Below are 18,883 nucleotides of genomic sequence, written 5' to 3'. Positions count from 1 at the left end.
TAAAATGTCCTCACGTAAAGAGCTTGCTAATGCTATTCGTGCGCTGAGCATGGACGCAGTACAGAAAGCCAAATCCGGTCACCCGGGTGCCCCTATGGGTATGGCTGACATTGCCGAAGTCCTGTGGCGTGATTTCCTGAACCATAACCCGCAGAACCCATCTTGGGCTGACCGCGACCGCTTCGTGCTGTCCAACGGCCACGGCTCTATGCTGATCTACAGCCTGCTGCACCTCACGGGTTATGCGCTGCCAATCGAAGAGCTGAAGAACTTCCGTCAGCTGCACTCCAAAACCCCAGGTCACCCGGAAGTGGGTTATACCGCGGGCGTTGAGACCACAACCGGTCCACTGGGTCAGGGTATTGCGAATGCGGTCGGTATGGCGATTGCAGAGAAAACGCTGGCGGCACAGTTCAACCGTCCAGGTCACGATATCGTTGATCACTTCACCTACGCTTTCATGGGCGACGGCTGCATGATGGAAGGCATTTCTCACGAAGTGTGCTCCCTGGCCGGTACTCTGAAACTGGGTAAACTGGTTGCGTTCTACGACGACAACGGCATCTCCATTGATGGTCACGTTGAAGGCTGGTTCACTGACGACACCGCAAAACGTTTCGAAGCTTACGGCTGGCACGTTGTGCGTGGTGTTGACGGCCACGATGCAGACGCGATTAAACGTGCAGCAGAAGAAGCGCGTGCCGTGACTGACAAACCATCCCTGCTGATGTGCAAAACCATCATCGGTTTCGGTTCTCCAAACAAAGCGGGTACTCACGATTCTCACGGCGCACCGCTGGGCGACGCAGAAATTGCACTGACCCGCGAACAGCTGGGCTGGAAATACGCGCCATTTGAAATCCCGTCTGAGATTTACGCTCAGTGGGATGCCAAAGAAGCAGGCCAGGCGAAAGAGTCCGTCTGGAATGAGAAATTCGCAGCTTACGCAAAAGCCTTCCCGCAGGAAGCGGCAGAATTCACCCGTCGTATGAAAGGTGACATGCCGGAAGATTTCGACGCGAAAGCGAAAGAGATCATCGCTAAGCTGCAAGCTAACCCGGCTAAAATTGCCAGCCGTAAAGCGTCTCAGAATGCGATCGAAGCTTTCGGTCCACTGCTGCCAGAATTCCTCGGCGGCTCTGCTGACCTGGCACCGTCTAACCTGACGATCTGGTCTGGTTCTAAAGCGATCAACGAAGATACCGCCGGTAACTACATCCATTACGGTGTGCGTGAATTCGGTATGACCGCCATTGCGAACGGTATCTCTCTGCACGGTGGCTTCCTGCCGTACACCTCTACCTTCCTAATGTTCGTAGAATATGCGCGTAATGCCGTGCGTATGGCTGCGCTGATGAAACAGCGTCAGGTAATGGTCTATACCCATGACTCTATCGGTCTGGGCGAAGATGGCCCGACTCACCAGCCGGTTGAGCAGGTGGCTTCTCTGCGCGTGACCCCGAACATGTCCACATGGCGTCCATGTGACCAGGTTGAGTCTGCGGTAGCGTGGAAATATGGCGTTGAGCGTCAGGACGGTCCAACCGCGCTGATTCTCTCTCGTCAGAACCTGGCACAGCAGGATCGTACCGAAGAGCAGCTGGCTAACATCGCTCGCGGTGGTTATGTGCTGAAAGACTGCGCAGGTCAGCCACAGCTGATTATCATCGCGACCGGTTCTGAAGTTGAGCTGGCGGTAGCTGCGTGGGATCAACTGTCTGCCGAAGGCGTGAAAGCGCGCGTGGTCTCCATGCCGTCTACCGACGCGTTCGACAAACAGGATGCGGCTTACCGTGAATCCGTACTGCCGAAAGCCGTTTCTGCGCGCGTGGCTGTGGAAGCGGGTATCGCTGACTACTGGTTCAAATACGTGGGCCTGAACGGTGCCATCGTCGGTATGACCACCTTCGGCGAATCTGCACCTGCAGAACTGCTGTTCGAAGAGTTTGGCTTCACCGTTGAGAACGTAGTCGCGAAAGCGAAAGAACTGCTGTAATCGCGTAAACGCCCGGCGGCGAGAGTCTTGCCGGGCGCTATAAAAAAACCAGGTGGGTAGCAATACCGCCTGGTTTTTTTATATGGGGAAAAACTGCCGAAGGAAGAGAGTAGCCTTTAATTTGCGCACTGAGGGTCCAAACGTGGCGCCTGTTCTTTGCGATAGTCGAACGGCGGACCTGACGCCACGGATGACGGCTGAGGGCGAATATGTTTTCGCCGGAGTGGAATAATTCCGCGGTAAATGGACGAAGAAATGTGACGCAAGTCAGATAAATGGCGAATCCCTCCGGGCGAACGTTCCTTTTATTCCCCGTTTCGCTTATTCTTGCTGAAGCGTTTCAGTCGATTAAATGTTCGACAATTGACCAATCAGTCGCAGTTTGTGACAGGCAAGGATTCCCCTATGAGCGTAGCTGGATTACTCTTTCAGCCACCTCAATCTCAGGGATAGCCTTGCAGGAGACCTATGACCGTACGCGTAGCGATTAATGGCTTTGGTCGCATCGGACGTAACGTGGTTCGCGCATTATATGAATCAGGACGTCGGGCGGAAATCACCGTAGTGGCTGTCAATGAACTGGCAGACGCGGCGGGTATGGCGCATTTGTTGAAATACGATACCAGCCATGGGCGCTTTGCCTGGGATGTACGCCAGGAAAGAGAGCAACTGTTCGTCGGCGATGATGTGATTCGCGTCCTGCATGAGCGCAGTATTGACGCGCTGCCGTGGCGTGAATTGGGTGTGGATGTGGTGCTGGATTGTACCGGCGTGTACGGCAATCGCGAACACGGCGAGGCGCATCTGGCAGCAGGCGCGAAGAAAGTCCTGTTTTCCCATCCCGGTGGTCACGATCTCGACGCAACCGTCGTCTACGGCGTGAACCATCTCGAGCTGCAAGCCGAACACCGTATTGTCTCTAATGCCTCCTGCACCACAAACTGCATTATTCCGGTCATCAAACTGCTAGACGATGCGTATGGCATCGAATCGGGCACAGTAACCACGATTCACTCCGCCATGCACGATCAGCAGGTTATCGACGCGTATCACCCGGACTTGCGTCGCACACGTGCGGCGAGTCAGTCAATCATTCCGGTGGATACGAAACTGGCGGCCGGAATTACCCGAATTTTTCCGCAGTTTAACGACCGTTTTGAAGCCATTGCGGTTCGCGTGCCGACCATAAATGTCACCGCGATTGACCTCAGTGTCACGGTTAAAAAACCGGTAAAAGCCAGTGAAGTCAACCTGTTGCTGCAAAAAGCGGCACAGGGTGCATTTCATGGTATAGTTGACTATACGGAATTACCGTTGGTCTCAGTAGATTTTAACCACGATCCGCACAGTGCCATTGTCGATGGTACACAGACGCGGGTCAGCGGTGCTCACCTCATCAAAACGCTGGTGTGGTGCGATAATGAATGGGGCTTTGCTAACAGGATGCTCGACACCACGTTAGCCATGGCCGCACAAGGTTTCAGGTAGGGCGCAAAGTGCGCATGCAAAACTTTAAGAATCAACGAGAGGATTCACCATGTCTGTAATTAAGATGACCGATCTGGATCTGGCAGGTAAACGCGTTTTCATCCGTGCCGATCTGAACGTACCTGTTAAAGATGGCAAAGTGACCAGCGATGCGCGTATTCGTGCTTCTCTGCCAACCATCGAACTGGCACTGAAACAGGGTGCGAAAGTGATGGTAACCTCTCACCTGGGTCGTCCGACCGAAGGCGAGTACAACGAAGAATTCTCTCTGCTGCCGGTTGTTAATTACCTGAAAGACAAACTGTCCAGCCCGGTACGTCTGGTTAAAGACTACCTGGACGGCGTTGAAGTGGCTGCAGGTGAACTGGTTGTTCTGGAAAACGTTCGCTTTAACAAAGGCGAGAAGAAAGACGACGAAGCACTGTCCAAAAAATACGCTGCACTGTGCGACGTCTTCGTGATGGATGCATTCGGTACGGCTCACCGTGCTCAGGCTTCGACCCACGGTATCGGTAAATTCGCAGACGTAGCTTGCGCAGGTCCACTGCTGGCTGACGAACTGGAAGCACTGGGTAAAGCACTGAAAGAACCAGCACGTCCAATGGTTGCTATCGTTGGTGGTTCTAAAGTGTCTACCAAACTGACCGTTCTGGATTCCCTGTCTAAAATCGCTGACCAGCTGATCGTTGGCGGTGGTATCGCGAACACCTTCGTTGCCGCTCAAGGCCACAACGTGGGTAAATCCCTGTATGAAGCAGACCTGGTTGACGAAGCAAAACGTCTTCTGACCACTTGCGATATCCCTGTCCCAACTGACGTGCGCGTAGCAACCGAGTTCTCTGAAACGGCGACCGCGACGCTGAAGTCTGTAAACGACATCAAAGATGAAGAGCAGATTCTGGACCTGGGCGACGTGTCTGCACAGAAACTGGCTGACATCCTGAAAAACGCGAAAACCATTCTGTGGAATGGCCCGGTTGGCGTGTTCGAATTCCCTAACTTCCGTAAAGGGACTGAAATCGTGGCTAACGCAATCGCAGACAGCGAAGCGTTCTCCATCGCAGGCGGCGGCGACACTCTGGCGGCAATCGACCTGTTCGGTATTTCCGACAAAATTTCCTACATCTCCACTGGTGGCGGCGCATTCCTCGAATTCGTGGAAGGCAAAGTTCTGCCAGCAGTAGCAATGCTCGAAGAGCGCGCTAAGAAGTAAGCCATTCATGGGCAGGGAAACCTGCCCAAATTTCAGCGTGCTTTTTAGAGCTCGCACCTTTTCTAACGGCCGAAGATACAGGACTACGTAACATGTCTAAAATTTTTGATTTCGTAAAACCTGGCGTGATCACTGGTGATGACGTTCAGAAAGTGTTCCAGGTAGCAAAAGAAAACAACTTTGCTCTGCCGGCAGTTAACTGCGTGGGTACCGACTCCATTAACGCCGTACTGGAAACCGCTGCAAAAGTTAAAGCTCCGGTTATCGTACAGTTCTCTAACGGCGGCGCTGCGTTCATCGCGGGTAAAGGCGTTAAAACTGATGTTCCTCAGGGCGCAGCAATCCTGGGCGCTATCTCTGGTGCGCACCACGTACACCAGATGGCTGAGCACTACGGTGTTCCAGTTATCCTGCACACCGACCACTGCGCGAAGAAACTGCTGCCATGGATCGACGGTCTGCTGGACGCGGGTGAAAAACACTTCGCAGCGACCGGTAAGCCACTGTTCTCTTCGCACATGATCGACCTGTCTGAAGAGTCACTGCACGAAAACATCGAAATCTGCTCCAAATACCTGGCGCGCATGTCCAAAATGGGGATGACCCTGGAGATCGAACTGGGTTGCACCGGCGGTGAAGAAGACGGCGTGGACAACAGCCACATGGACGCTTCTGCACTGTACACCCAGCCAGAAGATGTTGATTACGCGTACACCGAGCTGAGCAAAATCAGCCCACGTTTCACCATCGCGGCATCTTTCGGTAACGTACACGGCGTTTACAAGCCAGGTAATGTGGTTCTGACTCCAACTATCCTGCGCGATTCTCAGGAATATGTTTCTAAGAAACACAACCTGCCGCACAACAGCCTGAACTTCGTCTTCCACGGCGGTTCCGGTTCTTCTGCTCAGGAAATCAAAGATTCCGTAAGCTACGGTGTAGTGAAAATGAACATCGATACCGATACCCAATGGGCAACCTGGGACGGCATCCTGCAGTACTACAAAACCAACGAAGCTTACCTGCAAGGCCAGCTGGGCAACCCGAAAGGCGAAGACCAGCCGAACAAGAAATACTACGATCCACGCGTATGGCTGCGTGCTGCCCAGACTTCTATGATTACCCGTCTGGAGCAGGCATTCAAAGAACTGAACGCGGTTGACGTTCTGTAATTTGAGTTGCTGAAAAGCGTTAAAAAGGTCCGCATTTGCGGGCCTTTTTTTATGCCTTTTCAACGGGCTGCCACGGCCGATTGTGTGATCTGTTTGGCATAATCAGCACTTTTTGTTTACCCTTTACTGACCTGCCTGTCTCCCAGTGAGATGGATTTTTTGTCTGGATTAGCAAAAGGAAGAATGAATGGATGATCTCGGTGTAGTAGATGGCATCAACAACGCGGGCACCTGGCTGGTGCGCAACCAGGCGCTACTGCTGAGTTATGCGGTGAATATCGTGGCGGCGATTGCAATTATTATCGTCGGTATGATCGTGGCACGCGTGGTGTCCAATGCGATCAACCGCGTGATGCGCGCGCGTCAGATTGATGCCACGGTGGCAGATTTCCTCTCCGCGCTGGTGCGCTACGGCCTGATTGCCTTTACGCTGATTGCTGCGCTTGGGCGCGTCGGTGTACAGACGGCCTCCGTCATCGCGGTACTCGGTGCTGCGGGTCTGGCTATCGGTCTGGCCCTGCAGGGTTCACTGTCGAACCTCGCCGCAGGCGTGCTGCTGGTGACTTTCCGCCCGTTCCGCTCCGGTGAATACGTCGATTTAGGCGGCATTGCCGGGACCGTGCTGCAGGTGCAGATTTTCTCCACCACCCTGCGCACCGTTGATGGCCGTATCGTTGTGGTGCCGAACGGTAAAATCATCGCCGGAAACATCATTAACTTTTCCCGCGAACCGGTACGTCGTAACGAACTGTTGATCAGCGTGGCGTATGATTCCGATATCGATAAGGTGAAAGCGCTGCTGACGAATATCATTGAGTCGGATGTTCGTATCATCCAGGACCGCGAGAGAACTGTTCGTCTGAACGAACTGGGGGCTTCGTCGATCAATTTCGTGGTACGCATCTGGAGCAAAAGCAGCGATTTGCAGGAAGTTTACTGGGACGTGCTGGAGCGCATTAAGCGTGAATTTGACGCTAACGGTATCAGCTTCCCGTATCCGCAGATGGACGTGAACTTCAAGCGCGTGAAAGAACACGCGAGCGAATAAATCCGTTCTGACAAACAACGCCCGCGCGTGAATACCGGCGGGCGTTTATTTTATCTCAGTGTCTGGTTAACAATGCTGCTGACACCCTGCATCAACAGTCCCGCATCACTGATTCCTTTGTTTTCCTGCTGAGTGACCCATTCGGCCTGAACCTGCTGGTACCCGGTGGCGGCTTGCCAGGCTTTCAGCTCGTCGTTCGTCAGGTAATGAATGGTTGCGCCTTCTCGTTTCATCGCGTTGGTCATCTCGGCCAGATTAGCCTCTTGCGCTGCGCCAAGACGTTTTTGCGTAGCGGCTGCCGCACGTCTGATGGCACCGCGATCCTTGACGTCGAGGCTGTCCCACACCGCTTTATTCATCACCAGCAGATATACGTGTCCGAGCCACAGGGAAGGAGAAACCTGAATATAAGGTGCGGCCCGCTCGGCGTGAATATCGTGCCCGCTGTCGAGGTTAACCATCAGGCCGTCAAGCTGCCCGTCCTTCAGCGCTTCGGTAATGTGCTCATTCCACGGCATATTCACCGGAACGCCACCCGCGTTACGTAAAAATGACTGATGCCAGAAACTGGCCGTTCGCCATTTGCTTGCGTTCAACTGATCGAGTTTCACATTGGGTTGGGTGGTGAAAAAACCTACCGGATACCCGAGGAAAAACTGCAGGTTTATCACGTTATTTTTTTCAAGCTCGTTCCCAAACTGGCGATAATTCTTGAAGATGCGCTCAAAGGCAGCCGCCTGGGCATTACCGCTGGCAGGCCCAAGAGGGAAGCTCTTAAATATCTGGTGCCGTGGAAGGAGGTCGGGCGTGTATTCGGGGACGACAGTGCCCATATCCGCAACACCGCCCTGGCTGATGGTCGTTAGTGCGTTATAGCTGGTGGACAGCTCGCCGTTCCAGTGGGCGTCGATTTTCAGGCGACCGAGGGATTCCGTCTCAATCGCTCTAAAAAAAGTCTCTTTTATGAGCCGGGTACGCATGTTTCCGTACGGTTCGTGATCGGTATAGCGTAACGTAGTGGTCGCGCTTGCGGTGGCAGCCCACAAGCAGGTAAACACCCATGCGGCGCAGTAAAGTAAAGCCTTCGCGTTATGCTTCATATCCATTCCTTTGGTACGGTTGCTGATACCTTCAGCATACGCTAAATCCGGAGTTAAAACGTTTGTCAGAATCTCAATACGGCATCATTAGGGTAGCTAATTAGGGATTAATATTATCAATTTCCTCTAATGAAGATCTCGCAGTATAGTCTGCCGTAACGACAATCGTGTAAGAGTATTTCCCCATGTTATCTTATTACTTTCAAGGTCTTGCGCTAGGCGCAGCCATGATTTTACCGCTCGGTCCCCAAAATGCGTTCGTCATGAACCAGGGGATCCGTCGCCAGTATCACCTGATGATCGCCATGCTCTGCGCCGTCAGCGATTTGCTGCTCATTTGCGCCGGAATTTTTGGCGGTAGCGCGCTGCTGATGCAGTCGCCGTGGCTGCTGGCACTGGTGACCTGGGGCGGGGTGGCGTTCCTGCTATGGTACGGTTTTGGCGCACTGAAAACCGCCATGAGCAGTAACCTGGAACTTGCCAGCGCCGAAGTGATGAAGCAGGGACGCTGGAAGATCATCGCCACCATGCTGGCGGTGACCTGGCTTAATCCACACGTTTATCTGGATACCTTCGTGGTGCTCGGCAGCCTGGGCGGTCAGCTGGATGTCGAACCTAAACGCTGGTTCGCGCTGGGAACCGTGAGCGCTTCCTTCCTGTGGTTTTTTGGTCTGGCGATACTTGCCGCCTGGCTTGCTCCGCGCTTACGCACCGCCAAAGCGCAGCGCATCATTAATATTCTCGTCGGCGTGGTGATGTGGTTTATCGCGTTCCAGCTGGCGAAAGAGGGCATTAGTCACGTACAGGTATTGTTCAACTAAGCGTTGTCTTATGGACAACTGAAGCAGACACGCTAAGCTTGCTGGCATGCGCCCTTAGGTGGGCACTTCGCAACATGGAGGAATAACAGTGAAGTTTAAAGTGATGGCCCTGGCGGCATTAGTCAGTTTTGGTGCAGTATCGGTACAGGCAAACGAATTGCCAAATGGACCGCACATTGTCACTTCCGGTACGGCAAGCGTGGACGCTGCTCCCGATGTTGCAACCCTTGCGATTGAAGTGAACGTGGCGGCAAAAGATGCTGCGTCAGCCAAGAAACAGGCCGACGATCGCGTTGCGCAATATCTCTCTTTCCTTGAGCAGAACGGCGTTGCAAAGAAAGACATTAACTCGGCGAATCTTCGCACCCAGCCAGATTACGACTACCAGAATGGTAAAAGCATTCTGAAAGGCTATCGCGCCGTGCGTACGGTAGAAGTGACTGTACGTCAGCTCGATAAGCTGAACTCGCTGCTGGATGGCGCGCTGAAAGCGGGTCTGAACGAAATCCGTTCCGTATCGCTGGGCGTTGCGCAACCGGAGAAATACAAAGACGAAGCGCGCAAAGCGGCGATTGACGACGCAGTACGTCAGGCAGAGCAGCTGGCTTCTGGCTTCAAATCGAAGCTCGGCCCGGTGTATAGCGTGCGTTACCACGTCTCTAACTACCAGCCAAGCCCGATGGTTCGCATGATGAAGGCCGATGCCGCACCGGTTTCCGCACAGGAAACTTACGAGCAGCCGACCATTCAGTTCGACGATCAGGTGGATGTGGTCTTCCAGCTGGAACCGGCACAGGGTCAGCAGCAACAGCAGGCGCCTGCGCAGTAATCAATGACAAAAAAGCCGGGGTAACCCGGCTTTTTTATTAATCCTGTCTCAACACCTTATGCCCGTAGGCCAGCAGTGCATCGGTGACGTTGCGCATCATGCGGCTCTCCGGCGCAAAACGGTGCCAGTACAACATCCGACGCTGATACAGCCCCGGCGTTAAGTCGATAAGTTCACCGCTCTTCAACTCTTTCTCAATCTGCAAATGCGGGATCATACAGCAGGTCGTCCCCTGACGGGCCAGCTGCACGAAGGCTTCAGACGAATTCACGATATGACAGGGCACGCTGCCCGGCGGCAGATCGAAGTTCTGTTGTAAGAACGCCTGATGCATATCGTCGAGATGATCGAAGGCCACGGCAGGGGCTTTCAGCAGCGCGGCACGGGTGACGCCATTCGGGAAATAACGCTCAGCAAACTCTTTTGAGCCGACAAAAAGATAGTCCAGCGCGCCGAGCTGATCGACCAGGCAGCTTGGCAACGCCTGCGGCTGGATACTGACCGCACCCACCACTTCGCCACGACGCAGCCGCTCCTGAGTACGGGTTTCATCTTCCACCTGCAGATTGAGGCGGATAGGGGAATCGGCCAGCACTGAGGAGAGGGCGGGCAGCAGCCAGGTGGCCAGACTGTCGGCGTTCACCGCCAGCGAGAGCAGCAGCGGCGTGGAACCGGTCTGTTCATCGCCCAGCCACTCCTCTTCCAGCAGCTCAACCTGACGCAGCAGGGCCAGCAGCTTCTGCCCTTGTTCCGTCGGACGTGGCGGAACGGTACGCACCAGCAGCGGTTGTCCGAACATATTCTCAAGCTGTTTGATTCGCTGTGACACGGCGGATTGAGTGATGCACAGCTTCTGCGCTGCGCGCTCAAAACCTCGTTCACGAATGACGGCATCAAGCGCCTGTAGTGTTCTGTAGTCCGGACGTTTCATTGCGGGGCAGTACTCCTGAATTTTGCTGATTCTGCACTATGACACAAATTTCCCTTTGTGACAGACCAATTCCGACCACATCGGATCTGTCAGGGCTTTGCTCGGTAATGTGACACCGGTCACAGGGACATTCCCTGCCTGCCTGTTCTATAATACGCCCTGAGTTTTCACACCACAGGCAAAAAGATCATGACGCAGGATGAACTGAAAAAAGCAGTAGGATGGGCCGCTCTCCAGTACGTACAACCCGGTACCATTGTCGGTGTCGGGACTGGCTCGACCGCCGCACATTTTATTGATGCGCTCGGCACGATGAAAGGGCAGATCGAGGGCGCGGTATCCAGCTCCGATGCTTCCACGGAAAAGCTGAAAAGTCTCGGCATTACGGTCTTCGATCTTAACGAAGTCGATCGTCTGGGGATTTACGTTGATGGCGCTGATGAGATCAACGGCCATATGCAGATGATCAAAGGCGGCGGGGCTGCCCTGACGCGTGAAAAGATCATCGCTTCCGTCGCGGATAAATTTATCTGTATCGCGGATGCGTCTAAGCAGGTGGATATTCTCGGTAACTTCCCGCTGCCGGTTGAAGTCATTCCGATGGCGCGCAGCGCAGTGGCGCGTCAGCTGGTGAAACTGGGCGGTCGTCCGGAATATCGCCAGGGCGTGGTGACTGACAACGGTAACGTCATCCTCGACGTTCACGGTATGGAGATTATGGACGCGGTGGCGATGGAAAATGCCATTAACGCCATCCCAGGCGTAGTGACGGTAGGGCTATTCGCCAACCGTGGCGCGGATGTGGCGCTGATTGGCACCGCTGACGGCGTGAAAACCATCGTAAAATGATCTGACGGGGGGAGCCTTCCCCCCGCTAAATATTTTTCAAAAGCGAAATTCGGTGACTTGTGTCACGTTTTTTGACCTGTTCTGACGATCCTGCCGCTTTCCTGATTATCCACAGCATTTTCCTCTGACATTTCGCCCTGGATGACTTTTCTTCAGAGTGGCGACGCAAACGTTCATATTGCTGCAATAGTTTTTTTTGATATGTTGGCGGGAGCGGATTTAAATCCAGCACAACATCAGTTCAGACAAAACAGGGTCGGGTAAATGGCAAAGGTATCACTGGAAAAAGACAAGATTAAGTTTCTGCTCGTCGAAGGGGTGCATCAGAAAGCACTCGATAACCTTCGTGCAGCAGGGTACACCAACATCGAATTCCACAAAGGCGCGCTGGATACTGAGCAGCTGAAAGAATCCATCCGTGATGCCCATTTCATTGGCCTGCGATCCCGTACTCACCTGACTGAAGAGGTTATTGCCTGCGCTGAGAAGCTGGTGGCTATCGGCTGCTTCTGCATCGGTACTAATCAGGTTGATCTGAATGCGGCAGCCAAACGCGGCGTGCCGGTCTTTAACGCACCTTTCTCCAACACCCGTTCCGTGGCGGAGTTAGTGATTGGCGAGCTGCTGCTACTGCTGCGCGGTATTCCGGAGGCGAACGCCAAAGCCCACCGCGGTGTGTGGAACAAGCTGGCTTCCGGCTCGTTCGAAGCGCGCGGTAAAAAGCTGGGGATTATCGGCTACGGCCATATCGGGACGCAGCTGGGGATTCTGGCCGAATCTCTCGGCATGAATGTCTTTTTCTACGATATCGAAAACAAACTGCCGCTGGGTAACGCGACCCAGGTGCAGCATCTTTCCGATCTGCTGAACATGAGCGATGTGGTGAGCCTGCACGTGCCGGAAAACGCCTCCACCAAAAATATGATGGGTGCGGAAGAGCTGGCGCTGATGAAACCGGGCGCACTGCTGATCAATGCCGCTCGCGGTACGGTAGTGGATATTCCTGCCCTGTGCGATGCCCTGAAGCGTAAGCATCTGGCGGGCGCGGCTATCGACGTATTCCCGACAGAACCGGCCACCAACAGCGATCCGTTTACCTCTCCGCTGTGTGAATTCGACAACGTGATCCTGACGCCGCACATTGGCGGTTCGACCCAGGAAGCACAGGAAAATATCGGTCTGGAAGTGGCGGGTAAACTGAGCAAGTATTCCGATAACGGATCTACGCTGTCTGCGGTGAACTTCCCGGAAGTGTCTCTGCCGCTGCACGGCGGTCGCCGTCTGCTGCATATCCACGAAAACCGTCCAGGCGTGCTGACCGCGATTAACCAGATTTTTGCCGAGCAGAGCGTCAACATCGCCGCGCAGTATCTGCAAACTAACTCGCAGATGGGCTATGTGGTTATTGATATCGAAGCAGATGAAGATGTGGCGGAGAAAGCGCTGCTGAGCATGAAGGCGATTCCGGGTACGATTCGCGCGCGTCTGTTGTACTAATCTGCGGTTTGCTGTGTCGGGGGGGGCTGACGCCTTACCCGACCTCTGGTGAATCCAAATCGTAAGCCGGGTATGGCGTAGCCGCCACCCGGCTTTATTGTTTACCTCACCACTCCCACACTTTCGAAGGCGTCACCACTGCGGGCAGCGGAATATCCCATTTTTCCACCGGCAGCGCTTTTACGCCCTGACAATCATGGGCATAGCCCACCGGCTGCAAACCATACTGCTGCCAGTTTTGCAGCGTGCGATCGTAAAATCCTCCGCCCATTCCGAGACGCTGACCGCTTTCATCAAAAGCCACCAGCGGCGTGATCAGCACGTCCAGTTCGCTTAAGGGGAGGACATCGCGCACGTCGAGTTTGGGTTCGCTAATTTTCAGACGGTTCACCACCAGTTCGCTGTGCGGATGGTAGTGCAAGAACAGCAGATTGCCCGGACTGAACGGGTGCAGCACCGGCAGATAGACCTTTTTCCCGGCGCGCCAGAGTTGTTCGATCAGCGGTTGGGTATCCAGCTCGCCGTCAAACGACAGAAACAGGGCGACGGTATGGGCCATAACCACAGGGGGATACGCCATCATACGGGCGGCAGCAAGCTGGGCGAAATGCGTTTGTTGTTCGGGCGAAAGCGCTCGACGATGTTTGCGGATTAACTGACGGATGTCTTGTCGGGAAGCAGGGACTTCAGGAAATTGAGTCATGATGCTTGAAGGTAGTAAAGAAGGGGAATCTCCGAGATGCCGCCGCAGGCTGTAACCCTTGAACCCTTGGTTCAAGGTGAATGTGTCGTCATAGTCTTAAGGCTTCTCGGACGAACCGAGCATGCTCACCGACCATGGAGCGCCACATTCTTGTGGTATGAAATATCGGCTCAGGGGACTGGCCCGCTTGCGAACATCTCAGAGAAATTTTGTCTTCACAGTCACTCTACCATAGTCAACTGCAAAGTGTTATTCAAACTTTTGCACCGGCCTTTCGGGGGTGCGACCCTGATCAAGCAGCGCTTGTTCAATGGTCTGTTGGAGCATTTTAATGCGTTGCTCCATGCTCGCCGCGTAGTCGCGGGTCTTCGCTTTTTCCTGAGTTAATTCATAGCTGATGTTCAACGCGGCGATGAAAACCAGCTGCTCAGTATTTGTGACTCTAGTGCGTTCTTTTAGATCTTGCAACCGCTGATTCAAATCATCCGCAGCCTGATTCAAAGCATCCCTTTGTTCAGGCGGACAATTCACTCGCAGCGAACGGCCAAAAATTTGGAGATCGACGGGTTGTGCAGACATGCCACCTTCCTGCTGATTGACTGCGCGACCTTCGCACATGGCCCGGGGGCTGCGAAGGGGCGACACTATAGCTACCCTGATATGAAGATACAAGCCCTTTTCTGGTATCTCCAGGGTCCAAAGTGGTAGCATATCATGAATATTCCTCCAACGATGACGAATGCGCATGTCTATACAGAACGAAATGCCTGGTTACAACGAAGTAAGCCAGTTACTTAACCAGCAGGGCGTGGGTTTGACCCCTGCTGAAATGCACGGTCTGATCAGTGGCATGCTGTGCGGCGGAAACAGCGACAGCTCATGGCAGCCGCTGCTTCATGACCTGACGAACGAAGGTCTGGCCTTTGGTCACGAGCTTGCTGAAGCCCTGCGCAAAATGCACTCGGCGACCAGTGATTCTCTGGAGGACGATGGCTTCCTTTTTCAGCTTTATCTGCCTGATGGCGACGACGTCAGCGTCTTCGATCGTGCCGATGCGCTGGCAGGCTGGGTAAACCACTATCTGCTGGGTCTGGGCGTTACGCAGCCTAAGCTCGATAAAGTCACCGGCGAAGCGGGTGAAGCGATCGACGATCTGCGCAACATCGCGCAGCTGGGCTACGACGAAGACGAAGATCAGGAAGAGCTGGAAATGTCCGTCGAAGAGATTATCGAGTACGTACGCGTCGCGGCGCTGCTGTGCCACGACACCTTTACGCGCTCACAGCCGACCGCACCGGAAGTCCGCAAACCGACCTTACATTAAAAAAAAGAACGCACAGGAGGGTGTCATGACTCAACAGGAGTTTCTTCGCCGCCGCCAGGCGCTTTTAGCCCATATGCAGCCGGGCAGCGCGGCACTGATTTTTGCCGCACCGGAAGCCACACGCAGCAATGACAGCGAATATCCCTATCGCCAGAGCAGCGATTTCTGGTACTTCACCGGCTTTAACGAGCCTGAAGCGGTACTGGTGCTGATTAAGAGCGATGACACCCACAACCACAGCGTTCTCTTTAACCGCGTTCGCGATCTGACTGCCGAAATCTGGTTTGGCCGCCGCTTAGGGCAAGACGCCGCGCCAGAGAAACTCGGCGTGGAACGCGCGCTGGCTTTCAGCGAAATCAACGAGCAGCTCTATCAATTGCTCAACGGTCTGGACGTGGTGTATCACGCTCAGGGCGAATACGCTTACGCCGATGAACTGGTGTTTGAGGCGCTGGATAAACTGCGTAAAGGCTCTCGTCAGAATTTATCGGCACCCGCGTCCCTGACGGACTGGCGCCCAATCGTTCATGAAATGCGGCTGTTTAAATCGCCGGAAGAGCTGGATGTGATGCGCCGCGCGGGCGAAATCAGCGCGCAGGCCCATACCCGCGCCATGGAAAAGTGCCGTCCGGGAATGTTCGAGTATCAGCTCGAAGGCGAAATTCTTCATGAATTCAACCGCCACGGGGCGCGCTTCCCGTCCTACAACACGATTGTGGGCGGCGGGGAAAATGGCTGCATCCTGCACTACACCGAAAACGAAAGCGAACTGCATGACGGCGATCTGGTGCTGATCGACGCCGGGTGTGAATATCGCGGTTACGCCGGTGACATCACCCGCACCTTCCCGGTGAACGGCAAATTTAGCCCTGCGCAGCGCGCTGTTTACGACATCGTGCTGGAATCACTGGAAACCGCGTTAACGCTGTTCCGTCCGGGGACCTCTATTCAGGACGTGACTGGCTCGGTGATCCGCATCATGGTGAACGGGCTGGTGAAACTGGGCATCCTCAAGGGCGACGTTGAAGAGTTAATTGCCGACAACGCCCACCGCGCGTTCTTTATGCACGGCCTGAGCCACTGGCTGGGGCTGGATGTCCACGATGTCGGCGGCTACGGTCCGGATCGTTCGCGCACCCTTGAGCCGGGGATGGTGTTAACCGTTGAACCGGGCCTGTATATCGCGCCCGATGCGGATGTCCCTGCCGAGTATCGCGGGATTGGTATTCGTATTGAAGACGACATCGTAATCACCGAAAACGGCAACGAAAACCTCACGGCATCCGTAGTCAAAAAGGCCGATGAGATCGAAGCTCTGATGGCGGCGGCGCGCGTATGAGTGTGATCATTGTGGGCGGTGGCATGACGGGGGCGACGCTCGCGCTGGCCATCTCACAGCTGACGCACGGCCAGCTCCCCGTTCACCTGGTTGAAGCCGTTGCGCCGCAGACGGCGCAGCATCCAGGCTTTGATGCCCGTGCGATTGCGCTGGCGCAGGGGACCTGCCAGCACCTGTCACGCCTGGGTATCTGGCAGGCGATTGCCGAGTGCGCGACGTCGATCAAAACTGTTCACGTCAGCGATCGCGGCCACGCCGGTTTTGTTACGCTCGATGCCCAGGATTACCACATTAATGCCCTCGGGCAGGTGGTCGAACTGCACGACGTGGGGCAGCGCCTGTTCCGCTTATTGCAGGATGCGCCTGGCGTGACGCTGCACTGCCCGGCGCGCGTCGCAAGCTTCACCCGCAGTGAAGCGAGTGTGAGCGTGACGCTGGATAACGGCAACGTGCTGGACGGCAAACTGCTGGTGGCCGCAGACGGCTCCCGTTCTGCGCTTGCCACCCAATGCGGTATCGAATGGCAGCAGCAGCCTTACAGTCAGGCGGCGGTGATCGCTAACGTTTCCACCGCTGTGCCTCATCAGGGCCGCGCCTTTGAACGTTTTACCGAGCATGGCCCACTGGCGATGCTGCCCATGTCGGCTGGCCGCAGTTCGCTGGTCTGGTGCCACGCGCAGGATGCTATGGATGACGTGATGGCCTGGTCAGATGCGCGTTTTTGCGATGAACTGCAAAAAGCCTTTGGCTGGCGTTTAGGGCGAATCACCCACGCCGGGAAACGCGCCGCCTATCCGCTGGCATTGACCACCGCGTCGCGCTCCGTGTCTCATCGTGTGGCGTTAGTCGGGAATGCGGCGCAAACCCTGCATCCGATTGCCGGGCAGGGGTTTAACTTAGGATTACGCGATGTCATGAGCCTGGCGGAGACGCTGGCGCAGGCATGGCAGGATCGCGACGATTGGGGTGCTTACTCCGTGCTTTGTCAGTATCAGACACGCCGTCAGGCAGATAAAGAGGCGACCATCGGTGTGACCGATGGCCTGGTGCATCTGTTCGCGAATCGCTGGGTACCGCTGGTAGCCGGGCGCAACGCGGGTCTGATGGCGATGGAACTATTCATTCCGGCACGCGACGTGCTGGCGCAGCGAACTCTCGGTTGGGTCGCTCGTTAAGGAGTTACTAAGTGCAGAATGTTGATGTTGCCATTGTCGGCGGCGGAATGGTGGGGCTGGCGCTGGCCTGTGGTTTACAGGGCAGCGGCCTGCGTGTGGCGGTGCTTGAACATAAGCCGCCGCAGCCTGTTGCGCAGGACGCGCCGCCAGAGCTACGCGTGTCGGCCATTAACGCCGCCAGTGAAAAGCTGTTAACGCATCTCGGCGTCTGGTCAGAGATCACCGCGTTTCGCGCCAGCTGCTACCACGGGATGGAAGTGTGGGACAAAGACAGCTTCGGCCATATCGCCTTTGACGATGAAAGCATGGGCTACAGTCATCTGGGCCATATCGTTGAAAACGCGGTGATTCACCATGCTCTGTGGCGCAAAGCCCAGAGCTGTTCCGACGTCACCCTGATGGCGCCCGCGCAGGTGCAACAGATCGCCTGGGGCGAAAACGAGGCGTTTCTGACACTGCAAAGCGGCGATATGCTGACCGCGCGGCTGGTTGTGGGTGCCGATGGCGCAAACTCCTGGCTGCGTAACAAAGCGGATATTCCGCTCACCTTCTGGGATTACCGTCATCATGCGCTGGTGGCGACGATCCGCACGACCGAACCGCACGGCGGTGTCGCGCGTCAGATTTTCCACAATGACGGCATCCTGGCGTTTCTGCCGTTAAGCGATCCGCATCTGTGCTCCATCGTCTGGTCACTGGTGCCGGAAAAAGCACAGCAGATGGAGGCGGCGACGCCTGACGCATTTAATCAAGCGCTGTGCATGGCCTTTGATAACCGTCTTGGGCTGTGTACGCTGGAAAGTGAACGCCAGCTCTTCCCGCTGACCGGACGCTACGCGCGGCAGTTTGCCTCGCACCGTCTGGCGCTGGTGGGCGATGCCGCACACACTATTCATCCGCTGGCCGGGCAGGGCGTGAATCTGGGCTTTATGGATGCCGCAGAGCTTATCGAAGAGCTGCGTCGTCTGCATCGTGAAGGCAAAGACATTGGTCAGCATTTGTACCTGCGCCGCTACGAGCGCAGCCGCAAACACAGTGCGGCGATGATGCTGGCGGGGATGCAGGGCTTCCGCGAGCTGTTTGCCGGTAACCATCCGGCGAAAAAACTGCTGCGCGATGTTGGACTGAAACTGGCGGATACGCTTCCCGGCGTCAAACCGCAACTCCTTCGCCAGGCGATGGGCTTAAACGATCTTCCTGAGTGGCTGCGTTGAGCAATAAACGTTAAATTAGACCCCCATCACACTTTCCTCTCCCGGCCTTTGTGCCGGGATGTTTCCCTCGTTTGAAATATTCTAATTCCACGCCTCTTTTCGCATTAGATTATCTAATGTCGTGTTTTTTCCATGACGGAAATTAGCCGCGTTTTTCCACAGAAAATATCAGCCTGTGCTAAAT

General features: G+C 55.0%; 17 protein-coding genes and 1 other RNA gene. 13 read left to right on the top strand and 5 right to left on the bottom strand.

Annotated features, from left to right (window positions below):
• The first annotated feature begins 4 nt into the window (after positions 1 to 4).
• The 5 genes from tkt (at position 5) to mscS (ending at position 6,917) form a co-directional block, all read left to right on the top strand.
• Positions 5 to 1,996, top strand: a complete 1,992-nt coding sequence (tkt, locus tag ACB496_RS18180) for a transketolase (protein ID WP_371973195.1) — start codon at positions 5 to 7, stop codon at positions 1,994 to 1,996.
• A 468-nt stretch (positions 1,997 to 2,464) separates the two neighbouring features.
• A complete protein-coding gene (gene epd / locus ACB496_RS18175; RefSeq protein ID WP_102104708.1) occupies positions 2,465 to 3,484 on the top strand; it encodes an erythrose-4-phosphate dehydrogenase in 1,020 nt (339 codons plus the stop codon).
• Positions 3,485 to 3,533: 49 nt separating this feature from the next.
• Entirely contained in the window at positions 3,534 to 4,697 is a 1,164-nt protein-coding gene (gene pgk, locus ACB496_RS18170) for a phosphoglycerate kinase (RefSeq protein ID WP_100779013.1), read from the top strand.
• A 92-nt stretch (positions 4,698 to 4,789) separates the two neighbouring features.
• A complete protein-coding gene (gene fbaA, locus ACB496_RS18165; protein WP_100779014.1) occupies positions 4,790 to 5,869 on the top strand; it encodes a class II fructose-bisphosphate aldolase in 1,080 nt (359 codons plus the stop codon).
• Between the two features lie 187 nt (positions 5,870 to 6,056).
• Positions 6,057 to 6,917 (top strand): small-conductance mechanosensitive channel MscS, encoded by an 861-nt coding sequence (gene mscS / locus ACB496_RS18160; RefSeq protein ID WP_100779015.1) that lies wholly within the window; start codon positions 6,057 to 6,059, stop codon positions 6,915 to 6,917.
• 50 nt (positions 6,918 to 6,967) lie between these two features.
• Here the strand turns inward: mscS and dctP are convergent, their stop codons facing one another.
• Positions 6,968 to 8,017, bottom strand: a complete 1,050-nt coding sequence (dctP, locus tag ACB496_RS18155) for a TRAP transporter substrate-binding protein DctP (RefSeq protein ID WP_371973194.1) — start codon at positions 8,015 to 8,017, stop codon at positions 6,968 to 6,970.
• Positions 8,018 to 8,202: 185 nt separating this feature from the next.
• Between dctP and argO the strand changes: the two genes are divergently transcribed.
• Entirely contained in the window at positions 8,203 to 8,838 is a 636-nt protein-coding gene (argO, locus tag ACB496_RS18150; protein ID WP_100779017.1) for an arginine exporter ArgO, read from the top strand.
• 88 nt (positions 8,839 to 8,926) lie between these two features.
• Positions 8,927 to 9,667 (top strand): oxidative stress defense protein, encoded by a 741-nt coding sequence (locus ACB496_RS18145; protein WP_100779018.1) that lies wholly within the window; start codon positions 8,927 to 8,929, stop codon positions 9,665 to 9,667.
• A gap of 37 nt (positions 9,668 to 9,704) precedes the next feature.
• Here the strand turns inward: ACB496_RS18145 and argP are convergent, their stop codons facing one another.
• Positions 9,705 to 10,598 (bottom strand): DNA-binding transcriptional regulator ArgP, encoded by an 894-nt coding sequence (gene argP, locus ACB496_RS18140; RefSeq protein WP_100779019.1) that lies wholly within the window; start codon positions 10,596 to 10,598, stop codon positions 9,705 to 9,707.
• A gap of 189 nt (positions 10,599 to 10,787) precedes the next feature.
• Here argP and rpiA point away from each other — a divergent pair, with 189 nt between their 5' ends.
• The gene (gene rpiA, locus ACB496_RS18135; protein ID WP_100779020.1) at positions 10,788 to 11,447 is read left to right on the top strand and encodes a ribose-5-phosphate isomerase RpiA; all 660 of its coding nucleotides are present in this window, start codon (positions 10,788 to 10,790) and stop codon (positions 11,445 to 11,447) included.
• A 264-nt stretch (positions 11,448 to 11,711) separates the two neighbouring features.
• Positions 11,712 to 12,944: a phosphoglycerate dehydrogenase gene (gene serA, locus ACB496_RS18130; RefSeq protein WP_100779021.1), complete on the top strand. Its 1,233-nt coding sequence runs from the start codon at positions 11,712 to 11,714 to the stop codon at positions 12,942 to 12,944.
• 106 nt (positions 12,945 to 13,050) lie between these two features.
• Here serA and ACB496_RS18125 read toward each other — a convergent pair whose 3' ends face one another.
• From ACB496_RS18125 to zapA, 3 genes are all read right to left on the bottom strand, one after another.
• Positions 13,051 to 13,647 (bottom strand): 5-formyltetrahydrofolate cyclo-ligase, encoded by a 597-nt coding sequence (locus ACB496_RS18125; RefSeq protein WP_107702889.1) that lies wholly within the window; start codon positions 13,645 to 13,647, stop codon positions 13,051 to 13,053.
• Positions 13,648 to 13,671: 24 nt separating this feature from the next.
• A non-coding RNA gene (gene ssrS, locus ACB496_RS18120) (6S RNA) lies at positions 13,672 to 13,855 on the bottom strand.
• Between the two features lie 41 nt (positions 13,856 to 13,896).
• A complete protein-coding gene (gene zapA / locus ACB496_RS18115) occupies positions 13,897 to 14,226 on the bottom strand; it encodes a cell division protein ZapA (protein WP_100779023.1) in 330 nt (109 codons plus the stop codon).
• A gap of 166 nt (positions 14,227 to 14,392) precedes the next feature.
• On the opposite strand from zapA, the gene ACB496_RS18110 reads away from it, so the two are divergent.
• Genes ACB496_RS18110 through ubiI form a run of 4 tightly spaced genes read left to right on the top strand, consistent with a single transcriptional unit; the run spans position 14,393 to position 18,699 of the window.
• Positions 14,393 to 14,971: a YecA family protein gene (locus ACB496_RS18110; RefSeq protein ID WP_123428885.1), complete on the top strand. Its 579-nt coding sequence runs from the start codon at positions 14,393 to 14,395 to the stop codon at positions 14,969 to 14,971.
• Between the two features lie 25 nt (positions 14,972 to 14,996).
• Positions 14,997 to 16,310 (top strand): Xaa-Pro aminopeptidase, encoded by a 1,314-nt coding sequence (gene pepP / locus ACB496_RS18105; protein ID WP_371973193.1) that lies wholly within the window; start codon positions 14,997 to 14,999, stop codon positions 16,308 to 16,310.
• Positions 16,307 to 17,485: a 2-octaprenyl-6-methoxyphenyl hydroxylase gene (ubiH, locus tag ACB496_RS18100; RefSeq protein ID WP_371973192.1), complete on the top strand. Its 1,179-nt coding sequence runs from the start codon at positions 16,307 to 16,309 to the stop codon at positions 17,483 to 17,485. The genes pepP and ubiH overlap by 4 nt, the downstream gene beginning before the upstream one ends.
• Positions 17,486 to 17,496: 11 nt before the next feature.
• Positions 17,497 to 18,699 (top strand): FAD-dependent 2-octaprenylphenol hydroxylase, encoded by a 1,203-nt coding sequence (gene ubiI, locus ACB496_RS18095; protein WP_371973191.1) that lies wholly within the window; start codon positions 17,497 to 17,499, stop codon positions 18,697 to 18,699.
• Positions 18,700 to 18,883: the final 184 nt, after the last annotated feature.

This window comes from Lelliottia nimipressuralis (assembly GCF_041464075.1).
Classification (GTDB): Bacteria; Pseudomonadota; Gammaproteobacteria; order Enterobacterales; family Enterobacteriaceae; genus Enterobacter; species Enterobacter nimipressuralis.
The sequence above is the reverse complement of the archived record's forward strand: the minus strand, read 5'-3'. Positions and strand labels throughout refer to the sequence as shown.

Coding starts and splice junctions, on each gene's coding strand:
- serA (WP_100779021.1), top strand. CDS start 11,712: ATGGCAAAGGTATCACTGGAAAAAGACAAGATTAAGTTTCTGCTCGTC.
- tkt (WP_371973195.1), top strand. CDS start 5: ATGTCCTCACGTAAAGAGCTTGCTAATGCTATTCGTGCGCTGAGCATG.
- pgk (WP_100779013.1), top strand. CDS start 3,534: ATGTCTGTAATTAAGATGACCGATCTGGATCTGGCAGGTAAACGCGTT.
- ubiH (WP_371973192.1), top strand. CDS start 16,307: ATGAGTGTGATCATTGTGGGCGGTGGCATGACGGGGGCGACGCTCGCG.
- argO (WP_100779017.1), top strand. CDS start 8,203: ATGTTATCTTATTACTTTCAAGGTCTTGCGCTAGGCGCAGCCATGATT.
- mscS (WP_100779015.1), top strand. CDS start 6,057: ATGGATGATCTCGGTGTAGTAGATGGCATCAACAACGCGGGCACCTGG.
- dctP (WP_371973194.1), bottom strand. CDS start 8,017: ATGAAGCATAACGCGAAGGCTTTACTTTACTGCGCCGCATGGGTGTTT.
- argP (WP_100779019.1), bottom strand. CDS start 10,598: ATGAAACGTCCGGACTACAGAACACTACAGGCGCTTGATGCCGTCATT.
- epd (WP_102104708.1), top strand. CDS start 2,465: ATGACCGTACGCGTAGCGATTAATGGCTTTGGTCGCATCGGACGTAAC.
- ACB496_RS18110 (WP_123428885.1), top strand. CDS start 14,393: ATGTCTATACAGAACGAAATGCCTGGTTACAACGAAGTAAGCCAGTTA.
- rpiA (WP_100779020.1), top strand. CDS start 10,788: ATGACGCAGGATGAACTGAAAAAAGCAGTAGGATGGGCCGCTCTCCAG.
- zapA (WP_100779023.1), bottom strand. CDS start 14,226: ATGTCTGCACAACCCGTCGATCTCCAAATTTTTGGCCGTTCGCTGCGA.
- pepP (WP_371973193.1), top strand. CDS start 14,997: ATGACTCAACAGGAGTTTCTTCGCCGCCGCCAGGCGCTTTTAGCCCAT.
- fbaA (WP_100779014.1), top strand. CDS start 4,790: ATGTCTAAAATTTTTGATTTCGTAAAACCTGGCGTGATCACTGGTGAT.
- ACB496_RS18125 (WP_107702889.1), bottom strand. CDS start 13,647: ATGACTCAATTTCCTGAAGTCCCTGCTTCCCGACAAGACATCCGTCAG.